Annotated in this window: 15 protein-coding genes; 7 read left to right on the forward strand and 8 right to left on the reverse strand. The window is 66.3% G+C overall.

What is annotated here, in order from left to right:
- Positions 1 to 131 precede the first annotated feature (131 nt).
- Positions 132 to 497 (forward strand): hypothetical protein, encoded by a 366-nt coding sequence (locus NUV79_RS03235; RefSeq protein WP_257731647.1) that lies wholly within the window; start codon positions 132 to 134, stop codon positions 495 to 497.
- Between the two features lie 309 nt (positions 498 to 806).
- Positions 807 to 1,625, forward strand: a complete 819-nt coding sequence (locus tag NUV79_RS03240) for a class I SAM-dependent methyltransferase (RefSeq protein WP_257731648.1) — start codon at positions 807 to 809, stop codon at positions 1,623 to 1,625.
- A gap of 54 nt (positions 1,626 to 1,679) precedes the next feature.
- Here NUV79_RS03240 and NUV79_RS03245 read toward each other — a convergent pair whose 3' ends face one another.
- The 3 genes from NUV79_RS03245 to NUV79_RS03255 are packed head-to-tail and all read right to left on the reverse strand — an operon-like array spanning position 1,680 to position 5,631.
- Positions 1,680 to 2,840: an acyltransferase family protein gene (locus NUV79_RS03245; protein WP_257731649.1), complete on the reverse strand. Its 1,161-nt coding sequence runs from the start codon at positions 2,838 to 2,840 to the stop codon at positions 1,680 to 1,682.
- Positions 2,837 to 4,081 (reverse strand): O-antigen ligase family protein, encoded by a 1,245-nt coding sequence (locus tag NUV79_RS03250; RefSeq protein WP_257731650.1) that lies wholly within the window; start codon positions 4,079 to 4,081, stop codon positions 2,837 to 2,839. The genes NUV79_RS03245 and NUV79_RS03250 overlap by 4 nt, the downstream gene beginning before the upstream one ends.
- Positions 4,078 to 5,631, reverse strand: a complete 1,554-nt coding sequence (locus NUV79_RS03255; protein ID WP_257731651.1) for an undecaprenyl-phosphate glucose phosphotransferase — start codon at positions 5,629 to 5,631, stop codon at positions 4,078 to 4,080. Before NUV79_RS03255 ends, NUV79_RS03250 begins: the two co-directional genes overlap by 4 nt.
- A 519-nt stretch (positions 5,632 to 6,150) precedes the next feature.
- Between NUV79_RS03255 and NUV79_RS03260 the strand changes: the two genes are divergently transcribed.
- Both NUV79_RS03260 and NUV79_RS03265 read left to right on the forward strand, forming a co-directional pair.
- Positions 6,151 to 6,504 carry a DMT family transporter gene (locus NUV79_RS03260; protein ID WP_257731652.1) on the forward strand — a complete coding sequence of 118 codons (354 nt, stop codon included), beginning with the start codon at positions 6,151 to 6,153 and terminating at the stop codon, positions 6,502 to 6,504.
- The gene (locus tag NUV79_RS03265; RefSeq protein ID WP_257731653.1) at positions 6,501 to 6,836 is read left to right on the forward strand and encodes an SMR family transporter; all 336 of its coding nucleotides are present in this window, start codon (positions 6,501 to 6,503) and stop codon (positions 6,834 to 6,836) included. The genes NUV79_RS03260 and NUV79_RS03265 overlap by 4 nt, the downstream gene beginning before the upstream one ends.
- A gap of 10 nt (positions 6,837 to 6,846) precedes the next feature.
- Here NUV79_RS03265 and NUV79_RS03270 read toward each other — a convergent pair whose 3' ends face one another.
- Entirely contained in the window at positions 6,847 to 8,013 is a 1,167-nt protein-coding gene (locus NUV79_RS03270) for a glycosyltransferase (RefSeq protein ID WP_257731654.1), read from the reverse strand.
- Between the two features lie 15 nt (positions 8,014 to 8,028).
- Positions 8,029 to 8,589 carry a polysaccharide biosynthesis/export family protein gene (locus tag NUV79_RS03275; RefSeq protein WP_257731655.1) on the reverse strand — a complete coding sequence of 187 codons (561 nt, stop codon included), beginning with the start codon at positions 8,587 to 8,589 and terminating at the stop codon, positions 8,029 to 8,031.
- A gap of 968 nt (positions 8,590 to 9,557) precedes the next feature.
- On the opposite strand from NUV79_RS03275, the gene NUV79_RS03280 reads away from it, so the two are divergent.
- Positions 9,558 to 11,720, forward strand: coding sequence for a GumC family protein (locus NUV79_RS03280; RefSeq protein ID WP_257731656.1), 2,163 nt, complete (start codon positions 9,558 to 9,560; stop codon positions 11,718 to 11,720).
- A gap of 19 nt (positions 11,721 to 11,739) precedes the next feature.
- Here the strand turns inward: NUV79_RS03280 and NUV79_RS03285 are convergent, their stop codons facing one another.
- Entirely contained in the window at positions 11,740 to 12,966 is a 1,227-nt protein-coding gene (locus tag NUV79_RS03285) for a GNAT family N-acetyltransferase (protein ID WP_257731657.1), read from the reverse strand.
- Positions 12,967 to 13,103: 137 nt separating this feature from the next.
- Between NUV79_RS03285 and NUV79_RS03290 the strand changes: the two genes are divergently transcribed.
- Complete coding sequence (locus NUV79_RS03290; RefSeq protein WP_374678741.1) at positions 13,104 to 14,165, forward strand: polysaccharide deacetylase family protein; 1,062 nt, start codon at positions 13,104 to 13,106, stop codon at positions 14,163 to 14,165.
- A 6-nt stretch (positions 14,166 to 14,171) separates the two neighbouring features.
- Here NUV79_RS03290 and NUV79_RS03295 read toward each other — a convergent pair whose 3' ends face one another.
- Positions 14,172 to 14,381: a DUF2842 domain-containing protein gene (locus tag NUV79_RS03295; RefSeq protein ID WP_257731658.1), complete on the reverse strand. Its 210-nt coding sequence runs from the start codon at positions 14,379 to 14,381 to the stop codon at positions 14,172 to 14,174.
- Positions 14,382 to 14,509: 128 nt separating this feature from the next.
- Here NUV79_RS03295 and NUV79_RS03300 point away from each other — a divergent pair, with 128 nt between their 5' ends.
- The gene (locus tag NUV79_RS03300; RefSeq protein WP_257731659.1) at positions 14,510 to 15,571 is read left to right on the forward strand and encodes a COX15/CtaA family protein; all 1,062 of its coding nucleotides are present in this window, start codon (positions 14,510 to 14,512) and stop codon (positions 15,569 to 15,571) included.
- A gap of 112 nt (positions 15,572 to 15,683) precedes the next feature.
- On the opposite strand, the gene NUV79_RS03305 is transcribed toward NUV79_RS03300, so the two are convergent.
- On the reverse strand, positions 15,684 to 16,961 hold the full coding sequence (locus NUV79_RS03305) for an O-acetylhomoserine aminocarboxypropyltransferase (protein WP_257731660.1): 1,278 nt from the start codon (positions 16,959 to 16,961) through the stop codon (positions 15,684 to 15,686).
- Positions 16,962 to 17,040 lie beyond the last annotated feature (79 nt).

Below are 17,040 nucleotides of genomic sequence, written 5' to 3' on the forward strand. Positions count from 1 at the left end.
GGAAGCCCGCAGCGTGGAAACGAGGCTTGGCGATCGCGATTCCATCCTGAAGATGAACGCGAGAGAACAAATCCGTTCAGGCGGCGTTATCCTGCTGTCTGCTTCAATCGTTGAAGCAAAAGGAGATCGTCATGCGTCGGTATGTGACCTCGGTTCTGCTTGGGGCTGGTTTGGCCGCAATCGTGGCTTCGGCCCAGGCCGGCGAAGCCTTGCCGCAGGACGTTGCGGGGCGCCTCGACAAGGCGCCGGTGGAATTCTCGATGTCCGCAGCGAAGCGCGAGCGCCTGATGATCATTCAGGAGAACATGGCTCGTCAGCGGCAATATGGCCGCGGCGGCTATGGCTACGGTCGTGGCGGCGGAGGGTATGGTTATGGTCGCGGAGGCGGCTACGGCCAGGGCTATGGTTACGGCCCACGATATGGTGGTGGGCCGCGACTTGATCCTCACCCGTCGATATTTGGTTGCGGCGGCGTTCCTTGCGGCCAGCGGTGGTGATTTCGGCATCGCGTTGGGCCGCGGTCCTATTTCGCGGCCTTGATGGCGATATCGAGAGGGCTGTCCGCTGGCGGGCGGCCCTCTGGACCATTTGGGTGTGCTATCCTGGCGCCGGCTTCTGGCAGTATCGATCGGCCGCAGAATTGGCGCGCGGGTTTCGATCCGCGTAGCGATCGCTTCAGGCGGGCGTTTTGGGTGCCGACAACGCAGCTCCCTTCATTAACCCTTGATTAAGCTAGTCGTTGCAGCCGCCTGGCCGGGCGATCAATGTCGCCGTGGACGGGGAGGCGTGCAGAGGCGGAAGCGATCATGTCCATGGCAAGTCTGGCGATCACGGATACCGGACGGCAGCGTCGCGCCGTCGCGCAGCCGGCTGGCTCGCTTGCGACCTTCTTCAGCGAGATCAAGCCCGACTGGCACTCGCAATGGGCCTGGGATCGCTACGAGGCGACCATTCTCGGGCTGGCCCATCAGTTCGGCCTGCGCAGCGTCTGCGAGATCGGGGGCGGCCGCGATCCGCTGTTCACGCAGGAGCAGGCCGCCCGCAACGGCATCGATCTCATCGTCAACGACATCGATGCGGGCGAGTTGGCCCTGACCGGGCGTGGACTGAAGACCGCGCGCTTCGACATCGCCGGCGATCTCTCCGAGCCCGATGTCCGGCGCGGCGGCTACGACATGATGGTGTCGCGCATGGTCTTCGAGCATGTCGACGGGGTCGAGCGCGCCTGGCACAACATCCACGAATTGCTCGCGCCCGGTGGCGTGGCCTTGGCGTTTTTCCCGACCTTGTGGGCTCCCGTCTTCGCGCTGAACCACATTCTGCCGGAGAAGGCCTCGCGCGCCATCGTGCATGCCCTGTTCCCGGCACGCCGCGATGGCGGCGGCGACCCGAAGTTCCCCGCGCTCTACGATTGGTGCCGTGGCGATCCGGCCTTGCTCGAGCCGATGCTGAAGCAGGCCGGCTTTGCCGACATCCATGTTCAGCGCTTCTGGGGACACGGCTATTTCGACCGGATGCCGGGACTCAAGCAGGTTGACCACGTCTTCAACGCTCTCGCGGCGCGGATCGGTTGGAACTTCGTGACCACCCACGCCTATGTCGTGGTCCGCAAGGGCAGGGGCTGAGCTAAAGTCGCTGCGGCGCAGGCCTGCTCCGCCCCTGCGCGCGACCCGCACCTTCTAGCTGGCGATGCGACGGGCTTCCCGGCCTTCGCTCCAGCTTGATCCATCGCTTGCCGCGCGCGTTCGGCGCGAGTTGCTCAAGGACGAGGGAAGCCGGAACCAGCGCCCCATCGGGCGTTCGACCCAGCGATAGAGCAGGGCGGACGCCAGCGCCGCAACCGTCATCGCGGCGACGATATAGAGTTCCAGCGGCAGCGCCCCGCCCACCAGCTTGACCCAGACCTCCCGCAGCGGCCGCAGCGCGAAGGGGTGGAAGAGGTAGAGGCTGTACGACGCATTGCCGAGGCCGGTGAGCAGGAGGGCCAATCGCGGCGGAGGACCGCGATAGAGCGTCGCGCCACCGACGATCAGGGCGGCGGGCAGGCCCCAGCGTAGCGCAGGCGGGACCGCATCCTGTCCGTCGAGCCCGTGGAACTTGAACATGCCGGCGAAGCCGAGAGCGACCAGCAGCACGGCGCTTGCGGCCGGCAGTCGGATCCCCTGTCGATAGACCAGCGCCAGCAGGCAGCCGAACAGGAATTCGAGGATGATCTGCTGGGTCCAGAAGGCGAGCTGAACCTGCTCCGGCTTCAGTAACGCGCCGGCCAGGGCGAGGCCGGAGATGACGAGCGCAAGCGCGATCATGCCGCGTCGCAGGGGCAAGAGCATCGCGCCGGCGAACAGCGCGTAGAAGAACATCTCCAGGTTCAGCGTCCAGCCCAGCGCCATCACCGGCCTGATCTCGTCGCCTCCGCGCAAGCTCGGGACGAAGAGATAGGAGGCGAGGATATGCTGCCAGTCGCCGAGCGGCACGTTGAGCAGCCGGGGTGCGATCAGGCCGCCGACCAGCAGGACGCTGGTCAGGAGCCAGTAGAGCGGCACGATCCTGGCGATGCGCCGGGCGAGGAAAACGCGCCAGGCGCCCGGCCGGCCGAACAGGTCGGCCGAGGTATGGACCATGATGAAGCCGGAAATCACGAAGAAGATGTCGACGCCGATGCCCCAGTGCATGAAGCTAGGGTCGATGGCAGGCAGGCCGATGCGCGGGCCGATGGCCTCCGTCTCGTGGGCGGCGTGGCCGAAGACGACCAGCAGTGCGGCGATGGCGCGCAGAGCCTGGATGGTCTCGATCTGTCCGGCCGGCGCGACTGCGCTCGCCGAAGGCGCTGCCGCGGTCATGGCCGCTCCTCGCCGCCGCTGCCACCCGGCCCCAGCGCCGCCAGGCCCCAGATCAGGCCGAGCAGCATGTAGAGATGCCGCCAGTGGTCGCTGTCGATCTGGAAGCCTTGCAGGATCGTCACGAAGAGCACGGACCAGATCGCGATGGCATGCAGCTGCGTCGGCCCCGGCCGGAAGACCACCCGCCAGCCGACATAGCAGGTCGCCACCATCAGGCTGACCCAGGACAGGCCGCCGAGCCAGCCATAGGAGGCGAAGGCGTTGATATAGACGTTATGCGGGTCTGCCTGGTTGAATATCCAGCGGAACTGCAGCGGTCCGAAGCCATTGGGCGCATCCAGAAGCATCGGGATGGCGCGCAGCTGGTTGCCGAAGCGGCCGGTGACGCCCTGGTCGTAGTCCTGGTTGAGGCTGGCGCGTGCGTCGAAGACGCTGCGGATCTCCTCGAAGGACAGTGCGACGAGCAGCGCCGCGAACATCGCGACGAGCGCCGCGATCGACATCGTGACGATGCGTGCCCGGCGGGCGGCATCGGGCGCGGTCAGGAAGGTGAGAACGACCATCAGGGCTGCCGAGACGACGAGCACGCCCCAGGCCCCGCGGGAGAACGTGAAGAACAGCGCAGCGAGCGGGACGCTGAGCGTGATGAGGCCGCGCAGCATGCCGACCTGCCCGGTCAGGATGCGTTGCAGCACATAGACGATCGGCAGCGCCAGATAGGGCCCCAGCACGTTGGGGTCCTTGAACGTACCCGACGCACGCCCGTAGAGCGTGAAGGTCGAGCCGAGCCCGGCAACGTCGAAATAGCCGAGCAGCGCTGCGAACCCGGCGACCCATGCGGCGAAGAGATAGCCCCGGCGCAACGTCTCCAGCCGCCCGGCCGCATCCTGCGACATGATGCCGGCGATGAAGACCGCCGTGATCATCAGGTAGACCGAGACGGCGGTGAAGCGCACCGCGTCGCCGTCGCCCATCCAGGGAATGAGCGAGAAGATGCCGCCGATATTGTAGCCGAGCAGCAGCACGGCCAGAGGCAGGAGCTTCTGCGAGAACCGGATACCCGTCAGCGCGAAGACGAACAAGGCCAGCAGGAAGACGATTTCGTAGGGCGAGGGCTCGATCAGCGCGAGCCCGCTGGAGGCGCCGAGCAGCCACAGCGTCCCGCGCTTGATAGCCGCGTAGGAGACGGTCAGGCGCGCCGGCCGCTCGCCGTGCGGCGGATGTTGCGCCAGCGCGCTCAATAGGCGTTCTCGTTCTTGGTCAGCAGGGAGAACGGCGTCTTGGCGAGAATGTAGAGGTCGAGCAGCACCGACCAGTTCTCGATATAATAGAGATCGTGCTCGACGCGGCGCTGGATCTTCTCGTCCGTGTCGGTCTCGCCGCGCCAGCCGTTGATCTGGGCCCAGCCGGTGATGCCGGGCTTGACCTTGTGGCGCGCGAAATAGCCGTCCACGACCTGCTCATAGGCGCGGTTCGAGGCCTTGGCATGGATGGCGTGGGGCCGCGGGCCGACCAGCGAGAGATCGCCCTTGAAGACGACGTTGATCAGCTGGGGCAATTCGTCGATCGAGGTCTTGCGGATGAAGCGGCCGACCCGCGTCACGCGCGGATCGTCCTTGGTGACCTGCTTGGCCGCGGTATGGTCGGCCATGTCGTTGCGCAGCGATCGGAACTTGAGGACGTCCACGGTCTCGTTGTTGAAGCCGTAGCGCTTCTGGCGGAAGAAGACGGGCCCCTTGGTGTCGAGCTTGATGGCGATCGCGGTCGCCAGCATCACCGGCGAGAGCGCGATCAGCGCGAGCGTGCCGACGACCTTGTCGAAGGCCCATTTCACGACGATGTCCCAATCGGCGATCGGCCGGTCGAAGACGTCGAGCACCGGGACGGCGCCGAAATAGGAATAGGAACGCGGCCGCAGGCGCAGCTTCGACATATGAGCGGAGAGGCGGATGTCGATCGGAAGCACCCAGAGCTTGCGCAGCATCGTCAGGAGCCGCGCCTCTGCCGAGATCGGCAGGGTGAAGATCACGAGGTCGAGTTTGGTTCGGCGCGCGAATTCGACGAGGTCGTCGATCGTGCCGAGCTTGGGATAGCCGGCGACGAGATCGGGCGAGCGGTCGTCACTGCGGTCGTCGAACACGCCGCAGATGCGCAGGCCCGTATCCTTCTGGCTTTCCAGGGCGCGGATCAACGCCTCGCCGGCCTCGCCGCCGCCGACGATCGCGGTGCGCCGCTCCAGGCGGCCCGTTCGGGTGAGATGGCGCACACCCGCCATCATCACCACGCGACCCGCGATCAAGGCGCCCGCGCCAGCGAAATAGAAGCCGATCAGCCAGCCGCGCGAAACCTGGTCGCCGATCTTCAGAAAAAAGAAGGCCGCGAGCGCGACCAGGAACAGCATCGTCCAGCCGGTGACCAGCCTGACGGCGCTGCCGATGACATGGCGCAGCGCGCCGATCGGATAAAGCTGCAGCGCCTGGAACAGGGCGAGCGAGCCGAGCGCCAGTGCGCCGACGGTCACCTGATAGGGCAGCGTGTAGTCGACCTTGCCGGCAGCGTAGAGCCAATAGACCAGCCCGCCGGTCCCGAGCACGGCGATCAGGTCGAGCAGCCGGGCGGCACCTTCGATCATCACCGGGGAGAGCGTGGGCTTGACCGGGATCGCCGCGATACGCTCGGCCAGCGGATGGAACCGCCGCGTCTGGCTCTGGTCGGCTCCGCCGAACATCCCCGGCGAGGCCGAGGCGGCCGCATCCGCCTTCATAATATCGCGGACGTCGAAAGTCCCCATGACCCTACACCTCAACTCGGAGCGCCACGCAGGGGGGCAGCGATCCCGGTTCGGCTCTACCCGAAATTGCTCACGGAACATTTAACCCGACCGCTTGCTGTTTCCGGGGATTCGTAAACCTCGGAGACGCTCCGGCGGCCTCTCCGGAGCGCTTTCGGCACGATGCCGAAACGCGGTGGCGAAAAAGTGGATTTTGTCTTGCCCGGCCAGTGATTTGGCGCAGGTTCGAAGCCGGCGAAAAAGTCGTCGTTTCCCGCAAGTGATTGTTATTGCAAGTGATCGCGAGTTGACACTCCGCTGTCGGACAGGCATATTGGTTTTCGATGAGTGTCTGAGAAGCACATATTGCTCGTAAAGAGCGCCGCGCCCGAACAGGTGTTTTATCTGTGGTGCCGGCTGCTGGAGAAAATCTCCGGCCCGTTCTTCTTTTCGGATCTGTCGATTTAAAACTCTAACGATTGCTTGGCTGTCCCTGCGTCGCACCCGTGACGTTCAGCGCCGGCTTCGCCCGTGTGCAACATGTCTTTTCATTGGTTGGTTCTGCTCGCGGCCATTGCCGTCGAGATCGTCGCGACGGCCGCGCTGAAGTCGGCTGTCTCCACCTCATGGCTCGTCGGCACCTTGCCGCTGCTCCTGATCGGCCTGTCTTTCGTCCTGCTCAGCGTCGCGCTGCGCGTCATTCCCATGGCGGTCGCCTATGCCGTCTGGGAAGGTCTCGGCATCGTCGGCATCGCGCTGATCGGCCATGTGCTCTTCGGTGAGCACCTGACCGCCGCGCGTGCGGCCGGCCTTGCCGCAATCCTCGCCGGCATCCTGCTGATCGAGAACGGAGTGGGGCACGAACGCAGCGAGGAACACGGGAGGCTCGTGTGACCGCCTCCTTCGTGCAGGCCGCGCCTTTTCTCTGGCTCCTGCTCGCCGTCGCGCTCGAAATCGGCGGCACCTACCTGCTCAAGCTCTCGGACGGCATGACCCGTCGCACGATGGGGGCCGGCGGCATCGTCCTCGTCATGGGCGCCTTCGCGGCCCTCGCGAAAGCCATCGAAGGGATGGACCTTTCGGTCGCCTATGCCGTCTGGGGCGGGGCGGGGCTGGTAATCACGGCCATCATCGGCGCGCTGGTCTTCGGCCAGCGCATCAGGCCGGTGGGCTGGCTCGGCATCGTACTGGTGGTCTGCGGCGTCGTCGCGCTCAAGATGGTCTGAAGCAGAGGTTTCAGGCGATACCGCGCGCCTTCAGCGCGTCGCGATAGCCGGCGATGACGCCGTCGACCATGTCGTCCAGGCGGAAATTCTGCCGGACATGGCTGGCGAGGTCCGCCGCCTGGGCGAGGCGCTCGGCCTCCGGCGTCTCGATCATCGTCTTGATCGCTCCGGCAAGGATCGTCGGGTCGTCGGCCGGGATCAGCCGCTGGCGATGGCCGGGACCGTAGATCTCGCCGATCCCGCCGACATCGGTCGAGATCAGCGGCTGCGCCGCCGCGGCCGCTTCCAGAATGACATAGGGCAGCGATTCCGCCCGCGACGGGATCACCATGGCGCGCGCGCGGGCCAATGCCTTGCGGATCGGGGCCGGCGGCTCGAACACGCATTGGTCGGCGATGCCGCGCTCGCGCGTCATCTGTTTCAATTCATCTTCGTCCGGCCCGGAGCCGACGATCAGGATGCGCGGGGTCAGCTTGTCCCGACGGCGCAATAGCGCCAGCGCATCGATCAGCGTATCGACGCCCTTGGCCGAGCGCAGTTCCCCCAGATAGAGCAGGTCGAACTCCGCCGCGCCATGGTCGATCGGCTCGAATTCCGCATCGGAGACGCCGTTGAGCACGATGCGATGATCCGTGCGCGGCAGATGCCCGACATGGGCCTCGAAGCGGCCTGCGATGAAGCGGCTCTCGAACAGGAACATGTCGGTCGCGCTTTCCAGCAGGCGCTCGACCGTCATGTAGACCTTATGCTCCGTGCTGCCGGGCTTGTAGTTGAAGCTGCCGCCATGGGGCGTGTAGGCGGTGACATAGCGCCGGCCGGGCGAGAACAGGGCCGGGATGCGGCCATAGACCCCGCCTTTCGAGCCGTGGCAATGCACGATATCGGGCGCGAGGCGCCGCCGCAGCGCGATCTCCGACAGCTGCGCCTTGAAATCGGTCGCGCTCGGATAGCGCGACATCGGCACGCGCGTGATGCCCAGCGCCAGCTGCCCCGCAAGTTCGCGAAAGACTTCGTCGGCCCGTGAACCACCCGTACTGGAGTCGCAGAAGATGCCGACATCGTGCCCACGCTCGACCTGGCCGCGCGCAACGTCGAGCACGTGCCGGAACAGCCCGCCGAGCGGCGCGCGGAACACATGCAGGATTTTCAGGGGGCGCGAGGCGAGACGATCCGTCATGGGCTCAGCGCGATCTCAGAACCAGCGTTCCTTGATGACGATCGTATCGCCGGGCTGCACCGGGTAGGTGATCGGCACGGTCGCGGTCACCGTCTGCCCCTCGATCTGGCGCGTCACTTCGGCCGAATTGCGCTGGCCGCGCGGCGTGAAGCCGCCGGCGATGGCGACGGCCGTCTGCACGGTCATGCCGTTCACGAAGGGGAACTGGCCGGAATTGCTGACTTCGCCGAGTACGAAGAACGGGCGGTAGGTATCGACCTCGACCGAGACCTTGGGCTCGCGCAGATAGCCGCCGCGCAGTTTGGCTTCGATCGCCTGGGCAAGCTGCTGCGTCGTGCGCCCTTGCGCCTCGACCGAGCCGATCAACGGCATGGCGATACGCCCGGCGCCGTCGACCGCATAGATGTTCGAGAGATTGTCCTGTCCGAAGACGATGACGCGCAGCCTGTCGCCGCTGGCGAGCCTGTAGGGGCCGGCCGGCTCGGCGAGCGCATAGTCCGACGCCGGATAGCGGGGCGCGCAGGCGCCCGCCATCATGGCGGCGGCCAAGGCGAGAGAGGCGAGGCGTCGACTCATCACTGGCTTACCCGTGCAGAACTCGCCCGATCTTTAGGTCGGATATGGTTAACAAAGGCTTCCTGCGGAGCTGTGCCGGGTGTCTCGCCGGGTCGGATGGGCGGTCTTGGCACGCGCGGCGGGCTGGCTTTCGCTTCTTCTCGGCTGCCGACTCCAGCGAACCAGAAGGAAGTGCGCTGCCGACTGCTAGGCTGTGGGGGTAGCAGCAGTCGGCAGCGGCCCGGTCATGGCGACACGTTTGACCAGACGAATCGAAACTGGTTCCTCTCGCTGAAGGGCGGATGAAGCTGTGGTGTCGTGAGGGCGCAACGACTCGTTAACCATTCTTGCCGCGCCGCGGTGCTCCGGCATTCAAGGCATTGGCGGGAAAGGCGGAGAGGGTCCAAAAATCGTTTACGAATGAGAGAGGCTTGGCCGGAAAATCATCCCGCTGCGCGTCGATTGCGCCGTGCGGAGCGAGGCGCTGGGCAGGCATCGCCATATCGGGAGTTCGGTGGTCGCGATTCACCTTGGGCGGCTCTACCTGCGAGATCGCCGCCGACATTGCGCCCGTGAGCAGTTAGCTCATGGCGAAATCTAGGATTTCCGCCTGAGGCTAAAAGCGACCCGGTCGCCGTGCGGCGACCGGGCCAGCCCCGTCCGGCGCGATGATGAGGCGGGGCCAAACCTCAACAAGACAACACGCATGTGCCCATAACGTTGCGTCATTCATTTGAACAATCTGAACCCATCACCCTGATTTGCTGCAGCTGGGGCGGCGGAATCATTTTTGTTGGCGTCAACATAATGGGTCGGACCTAGCGCTCGTTGCAGGGCTGATGATGGTAGGACTCCACATTGAGCACGCATGCCGCCAGTGATGATGATTAACAAATTGAGATCGTTAGGGGTTCATTAGGCTTACCGAGTGTTCAATGTCGCCCGCGTCCCTCCCGAGGGGCGACAGTTTTGCGTCGATAGGTGGGCCCATGACCGCTCAAGCTGGGATTGATGCGCGCGGCGCCGGCGAAGGCCGAGGCGACATGCTCGATCTCTCCGCCCTCTGGGCGGCGATCAAGCGCCGCAAGCTCTGGATCATCGGGCCGACGCTCGTCGCGCTGGGCCTCTCCTTCGTCGCGGTGAATGTCGTGACGCCGCGCTATACCGGCGAGGCGCGGCTGCTGCTGGAGAGTCGCGGCGGCTTCTTCGCGCTGCCGGGCCAGACGCCCGGCGACAGCAGCCAGATCGATTCCGAGGCCGTGCAGAGTCAGGTCCAGATCATTATGTCCCGCGACCTGGCGCGCGAAGCGGTGAAGCGGATCGGCCTCGTCGGCAATGCCGAGTTCGACTCAGGGGTGGGCGCGCTCGGCGCCGTGCGCAAGCTCGCGGTCATGATCGGGCTCGGCGGCCATCCGGCCGACAGGTCGCCGGAAGAGCGCGTCCTCGAGAAGTATTACGACCGTTTGCTGGTTTACCCGGTCGGCCGCTCGCGCATCGTCTCCATCGAGTTCACCTCGCGCGATCCCGTGCTCGCGGCGAAGGCGGCGAACACCATTGCCGAGACCTATCTGGAATTCCAGGAACAGGCGAAGCAGGAAAACGCCCGCAGCGCCTCGAACTGGCTTTCGACGACGATCGAGCCCTTGCGCAAGCGCGTCGCCGAGGCCGAGGCCAAGGTCGAGGATTTCCGCTCGAAGAACGGCCTCTTCGCCGGCCCGAACAACACCACCATCACCTCGCAGCAGCTCACCGACCTGTCGGCACAGCTCTCCGCTGCCCGAAGCCAGCAGGCCGAGTCGCAGGCCAAGGCGGGATTGATCCGCGACGCGATCAAGCAGGGCCGCACCTTCGAGATCCCGGATGTCGCCAATAACGACCTCGTCCGCCGGCTGGTCGAGCAGCGCGTCAACCTGCGCGCCCAGATCGCCGCGGAATCGCGCAGCCTCCTGCCAGAGCATCCCCGGATCAAGGAACTGAACGCCCAGCTGCTCGACCTCGAAGGCCAGCTCCGTGCCGCGGCCGAGCGCACCGTGCGCACGCTGGAGAACGAGGCCAAGATCGCCGGCCAGCGCGTCGAAAGCTTCCAGGCTGCGCTCGACGGGCAGAAGAAGAACGTCTCCAGTGCCAATGACAGCGAAGTGCAGCTGCGCGCCCTCGAGCGCGAGGCCCGGACGATGCGCGAGCAGCTGGAGCAGTACATGCAGCGCTACCGCGAGGCGGTCGCGCGCGACACCATGAATGCTACGCCCGCCGATGCGCGCATCATCTCGCGGGCCGTCGAGCCGACCGAGCCGTCCTTCCCGAAGAAGGTGCCGGTCGTGCTGGTCGCGACGCTCGCGACCTTCCTGATCGCGCTGGCTACGATCGTGACGCGCGAGTTGCTCAATGGCCAGGGCCGGCCCCTGCCTGGCACCGCGCGCGGTCCGCGCTGGGTCTCCGCCGGCTCGCCCGAGGACGAGACCGGGTCGACCGGCCCGGTTCCGGCCGCTCCGCGCCATGAACGCGTCGCCGGCCTGCTGACCCATGCCGGAAAGCTCGGGCAGACCCGGCTCGACCTCGATCATCCTGAGTTGACGCTGGCCGAGATCGCCGAGCGGACGCGCGAGCCTGCGCGCGGCATGGCGCCGCTCGCGCTCGTCCTCGACGGCGCCGGCGATGACGCCGCGCGACCCCGCGACCTTGCCGAATTGCTGGCCCAGCGCTGCCGTTGCGTGCTCGTCGACCTGTCGTCCGATCCTGATGGCGGAGAGGCCGGCTTCTCGGAGCTGCTCGCCGGTGAGGCCCTGTTCTCCGACATCATCATGCGGGCGCCGGGCTCGCGGCTGCATCGCATTGGCGCCGGCCGCGCGGGCCGTGAGGCCGTCCTGGCCGCTCCCGACCTCGTCGATGTCGCGCTCGATGCGCTCTGCGAGACCTATGACTGGGTGCTGGTCGCCGCCGCCTCCAACGACGACGGCGCCGTGCTGAAGCCGATCGCTCGCCGCGCTCAGGCCGGGCTCGTCATGAGCGGGCAGGTCGGCAACGGCCATGCGCTGGAGACCGCCTACCGTTTGAGCGAATTGACCGAGGCGCCGGTGACGATGATCCTCGACGGCGAGGGCGGTGCGCCGATGCCGCCGGCTTCGCGCACGGAAATGCCGGTCGAGGCCTGACCGGCAAGGTACGAGCGCTCTACTCCTCCTCGGAGCGCTTGCTCCGAAGCCAGCCGGAAGCGCGCTGAGCGATCTTCAGCGCGACCGGCGAACGCTTGATCCGCCGCTTCAGCTCGCGCTTCGTCCGGGCGATCCGCGCGAAGAGGCGGCCCTTGAGGGTCAGCGGCAGGAAGCTGTCGACGAGATCGTCATGGTCGTCGCAGAAGGTCGTCTTGTAGCGGGCCTCGCCGACGCCGAGATCGAAGACCGCGACGCCTTCGCGGGCTTTCAGGCGGATCAGCTCGGCCAGCAGCAACTCGCCGGGGCTCGTCTTGACGGTCTCGCTCGCCATGTCGAATGAGGTCGCCATGCCCGAGAAGCGCTCGCCCTGGATCGCACCGACATAGGTCGCGACCGCCCGGCCGCCGAGGTCGAGCGCATAGAGCTCGATTGCCGGGCGCCCCGATCCCGTCTCAAGGGACCCTCGCTCCAGGAAGGCGCGCATTGCCGGCTCGGCGAAGGGATCGGGCACGCCCATGGCCCGGAAGCGCTCGGCCTTCTGCGAGAGGAAGGCATCGATCACGCGCGCGACCTCATCCGGCGTCGTGGCACGCGTCAGCATCGACGGTCCGAAATCGCGGAAGCGGCTGTGCTTGTTCTTGAGCTTCTTGCGCGCATGGCTGCTCATCGAGCGCTTCAACGTCGCATCGCCATCACCAGCGATCAGGGCGAGTTTGTAGGCGCGGCTCGGGCTCGGGCCGGCGGCCAGCAGTGCAGCGGGATTGCCGACGTCTTGCCATGTAACGGGCTGGTTGACGAAGGCCAGGGCATCGAGCCCGCCGATGGCCGTGCCGATCTCGGTCAGCAACAGCGTCGTCAGTTGGGCGTCGAGCTGCGCCGCGAAGGCCGGAGCGTAGAGCCCCATATGATAGTTCGCGTGCTTGCCGCCGATGAATTCGGCGAAGCGGAAGCCGCTGCGCCCGGTGATGGTAAGCGGCAAGAGCGCGCAGAGTTCGCCGTCGGCATCGCGCACCAATGCGTAGCGCAGGGCCATGCCATGGGCTGTACCGATCGTCTCGACGAAGGTGCTGATCCAGTCATAGCTCTGATAGGGGGTCACCAGCGCCGTCGCTTCGAAGGCGCGCCATATCTCGGCAAGGCCAGCGATATCGGTATCGATCGCGATCGAGGCCCAGGGACGCGACGGAGCGCGGCTGGCGGCGAGCGCGTCAGGCATGGCCGGCGTTGAGGCGATGGCAGCAGGCATGTTTCCTTAGCCCATGCGAGCAGGACTGATGGCGTCTCCTTAACCCGTCATTGTGAACGGATCGGCCACATTGTACCGGCCCGACCGCGCGATCGCACGACAGCGTTACCGGGCGGTTTGCACGGGGATACTTCGGCTTGGCGGCGATGAACGGGCGTCACAAGGCCATCGCGGCCGCATTCCGGGTGATGGCGGCGACGGGCGCCGACCGCTGGAGCCGCGGCTTCGCGCAAGGGCAGGGCGTGATCCTGACCCTGCACCATGTCCGGGCGGCCGAGACGCACGGCTTCGCGCCGAATGCGTTGCTCGACATCACCCCGAACTTCCTCGATCGCGCGCTGCGCCTGATCCGGGCCGAGGGCTACGACATCGTTTCTCTACAGGAAGCGCTGGCGCGCTTGCGCAATCCCAGGCCCGGGCGCTTCTTCGTCACGCTGACCTTCGACGACGGCTACCGCGACAATGTCGAGGAAGCCTGGCCCGTGCTCGCCAAGCATGAGGCGCCCTGGACGCTGTACGTTACGCCGGGCTTCGCCGATCGAACGGCGCGGCTCTGGTGGCTGGAGCTGGAGGAGGCGATCCGGGCCCTGCCGCGGCTCGATCTCACCTTGCCGGATGGCCGCTTCACCGCCCGCACCGAAACCGACGTCGAGAAGGACCGTGCCTTCGCCAGGCTCTACTGGCGCCTGCGCCGTGCGCCGGAAGCGATTCTGCTCTCTGCGATTTCCGGGTTGGCGACACAAGCCGGCATCGACCCTGTCGCCCTTGTCGAGCGTGAATGCCTGCCCTGGGAAACGCTGCGGGCCTTGTCCGGTGCGCCAGGCGTGACCATCGGCGCCCATACCCTGACGCATCCGATGCTGGCGAAGCACGACACCGACGTCGCCCGCGGCGAGATCGTCGAGAGCAAACAGCGCCTGGAGGCGGAACTTGGCATGCCGATCCGGCATTTCGCCTATCCGGTCGGCGATCCCGGCTCGGCCGGACCGCGCGATTTCGCGCTTGCGGCGGAAGCAGGTTTCGAAAGCGCGGTCACGACGCGGCCGGGCCATCTCTTTCCCGAGCACGCCGGCCATCTCCACGCCCTGCCGCGCGTCTCGCTCAACGGCCTCCACCAGAACGAGGCGGCGCTGCGGGCGCTGCTATCGGGCTTGCCGTTCTGGCTGCGGAGCAGGGGACGGAAACTGGACGTCGCCTGACGGGGATCAAGCCTCGTCCTTGCGCTCCATCCACTTGATCAGCGGCAAGAGCGGCAGCACCCAGGCGAGGCCGAGCGCGATATAGGCGATGGTCTGCACCGGCTTCGAGGCCTCGGTGATCCGCCCCTGCGCCAGCGCCATGGCGACGAGCGCGTAGACGCAGACGAAGACGAGGATCAGCACGGTCCCGATCAGCTTGCGGTTGCGTTGTCTCATCGGGCTCTCTTGGTCGCTGCGGCAATGCGGGCGTTGTCGCGCCGGAGCGACGGGTCTATGTCACCGGCGAGCGCGCTTGTGAAGCGATGCGCGCCTGAATATCCCCGCCTGCGACCGAAAGCCCGCCCGTGACCCTCGCCCTCGATCAGACCCGCGCCGACGCCAAGGCCGACCATGCCGGCATCCGCTGCTGGCTCTGGATCGTCGCCGGCCTCGTCTTCCTGATGGTCGTGGTCGGCGGTGCGACCCGGCTCACCGGCTCCGGCCTCTCGATCACCGAATGGAAGCCGATCACCGGCGCCTTGCCGCCGCTCTCGGCCGATGCCTGGGCCGAGGAATTCGGCAAGTACCGGGCGAGCCCGCAATACCAGCTGCTCAACGACGGCATGAGCCTCGGCGAATTCCAGTTCATCTACTGGTGGGAATGGGGCCATCGTCAGCTCGGCCGTTTCATCGGCCTGATCTATCTCGCCGGGTTCCTCGTCGTGGCGCTGCGCCGCCTGCTGCCCGCCCGGCAGATCGCGACGCTCTTCGGCATGGGGCTGCTGCTCGGCCTGCAGGGCGCGATCGGCTGGATCATGGTCGCGTCCGGGCTCCAGCCCGGCATGATCGCCGTCGCGCCGGTCAAGTTGACGCTGCATCTCACCTTCGCTGGTCTGTTCTTCGCCTCGGTCGTGGCCTTCGCTACGGCGTTGACGCCCTTGCGCCGGCTCGAGCCGGCGCGGGGCAGGGCGACCGCGTGGCTACTCCTGCTGCTGCTCTTCGTGCAGGTTGCGCTCGGCGGGCTCGTCGCCGGCTCCAAGGCGGGCTTCACCTTCAACACCTGGCCATTGATGGATGGCGCGTTGGTGCCGCCGGGCTCGCAGCTCTTCGCCCAGACACCATTCTGGGAGAACTTCGTCGATAATGTCGCGCTGGTGCAATTCAACCACCGCCTCGGCGCCTACATCCTCTTCGCTGTCGCGCTCTGGAACGTGCTGAGGCTGCGTCGTGCGGCGCCGGGATCGGGCAGCGCCAAGCGCTCGACCGCGATCGCCGGTCTGGTGCTGGCGCAATCGGCGCTTGGCATCGTGACGCTGCTGCTGGTCGTGCCGCTTTGGGCCGGGCTTGCCCATCAGGCGCTCGGCTTCGCCGTGCTGGCGATGGGCGTGGTCCACGTTACTCGCACCGAGCAGGCGGCGCGTCACTAGGGAGCGTCATGCTCGGGCTTGACCCGAGCATCTCCCAAACAAAAAAGGCGCCGTTTCCGGCGCCTCCATGGTCATGAGATTCTCGGGTCAAGCCCGAGAATGATGCACTAGCTTATGCCAGCGCCTGATCCAGATCCGCGATCAGGTCCTCGACATCCTCAAGCCCGATCGAGAGACGCACGACCTGCGGCCCGGCGCCCGATGCGATCTTCTGCTCGTCGGTGAGCTGACGATGGGTGGTCGAGGCCGGGTGGATCACCAGCGAGCGCGTGTCGCCGATATTGGCGAGATGCGAGAACAGCTTGAGGTTCGAGACCAGCTTGACGCCCGCGTCGTAGCCGCCCTTGAGCCCGAAGGTGAAGACCGCGCCGGCGCCCTTCGGCGCATAGCGCTTGGCGAGCTCGTGATACTTGTCGCCGGGCAGGCCGGGATAGCTGACCCACTCGATCGCCGGATGCTTGGCAAGATGCTCGGCGACCTTCTGCGTGCTCTCGCAATGCCGCTGCATGCGCAAGGGCAAAGTCTCGATGCCGGTCAGCAGCATGAAGGCGTTGAAGGGTGAGAGCGCGGGGCCGAGATCGCGCAGGCCGAGCACGCGGGTCGCGATCGCGAAGGCGAAATTGCCGAAGGTCTCGCCCAGCACCATGCCGTTATATTCCGGCCGCGGCTTCGAGAGCATCGGGTAGCGGTCGTCGCCGACCCAGTTGAACGAGCCGCCATCGACGATCAGGCCGCCGATCGAGTTGCCATGGCCGCCGAGAAACTTGGTGGCCGAATGCACGACGATGTCGGCGCCATGCTCGAACGGGCGCAGCAGGTAGGGCGAGGCCATCGTGTTGTCGACGATGAGCGGGATATTGTGCTTCTTCGCGATGGCGCTGATCGCCGCGATGTCGACGATGACGCCGCCCGGATTGGCGATCGACTCGATGAAGATCGCCTTGGTCTTCGGCGTCACGGCGGCGGCGAAACCCTCGACATCGTCCGGGTCGGCCCAGATCACGTTCCAGCCGAAGCTCTTGTAGGAATGGTTGAACTGGTTGATCGAGCCGCCATAGAGCTTGCGGGCCGCGACGAACTCGTCGCCCGGCTGCAGCAGGGCATGGAAACACAGGAACTCGGCCGCATGGCCGGACGCGACGGCGAGCGCCGCCGTGCCGCCCTCCAGCGCCGCGACGCGCTCTTCCAGCACCGCGTTCGTCGGGTTGCCGATGCGGGTATAGATGTTGCCGAAGGCCTGCAGGCCGAACAGCGAGGCGGCATGGTCGACATCGTCGAAGACGAAGGAGGTCGTCTGGTAGATCGGCGTGGCGCGCGCGCCCGTCGCCGCGTCGGGGGCCGCTCCGGCATGGATGGCGAGTGTGCTGAAACCCGGTGCGCGGTCGGTCATGGCTGCTCCCTGACAATCTGACGTCGAAAACGGATCGTTCGATTTAACGAACGGTTTGCGAAGCGTCAATTCGGGAGGC

Origin of the sequence: Allobosea sp. 47.2.35, assembly GCF_024655635.1 — a bacterium.
GTDB lineage: Bacteria > Pseudomonadota > Alphaproteobacteria > Rhizobiales > Beijerinckiaceae > Allobosea.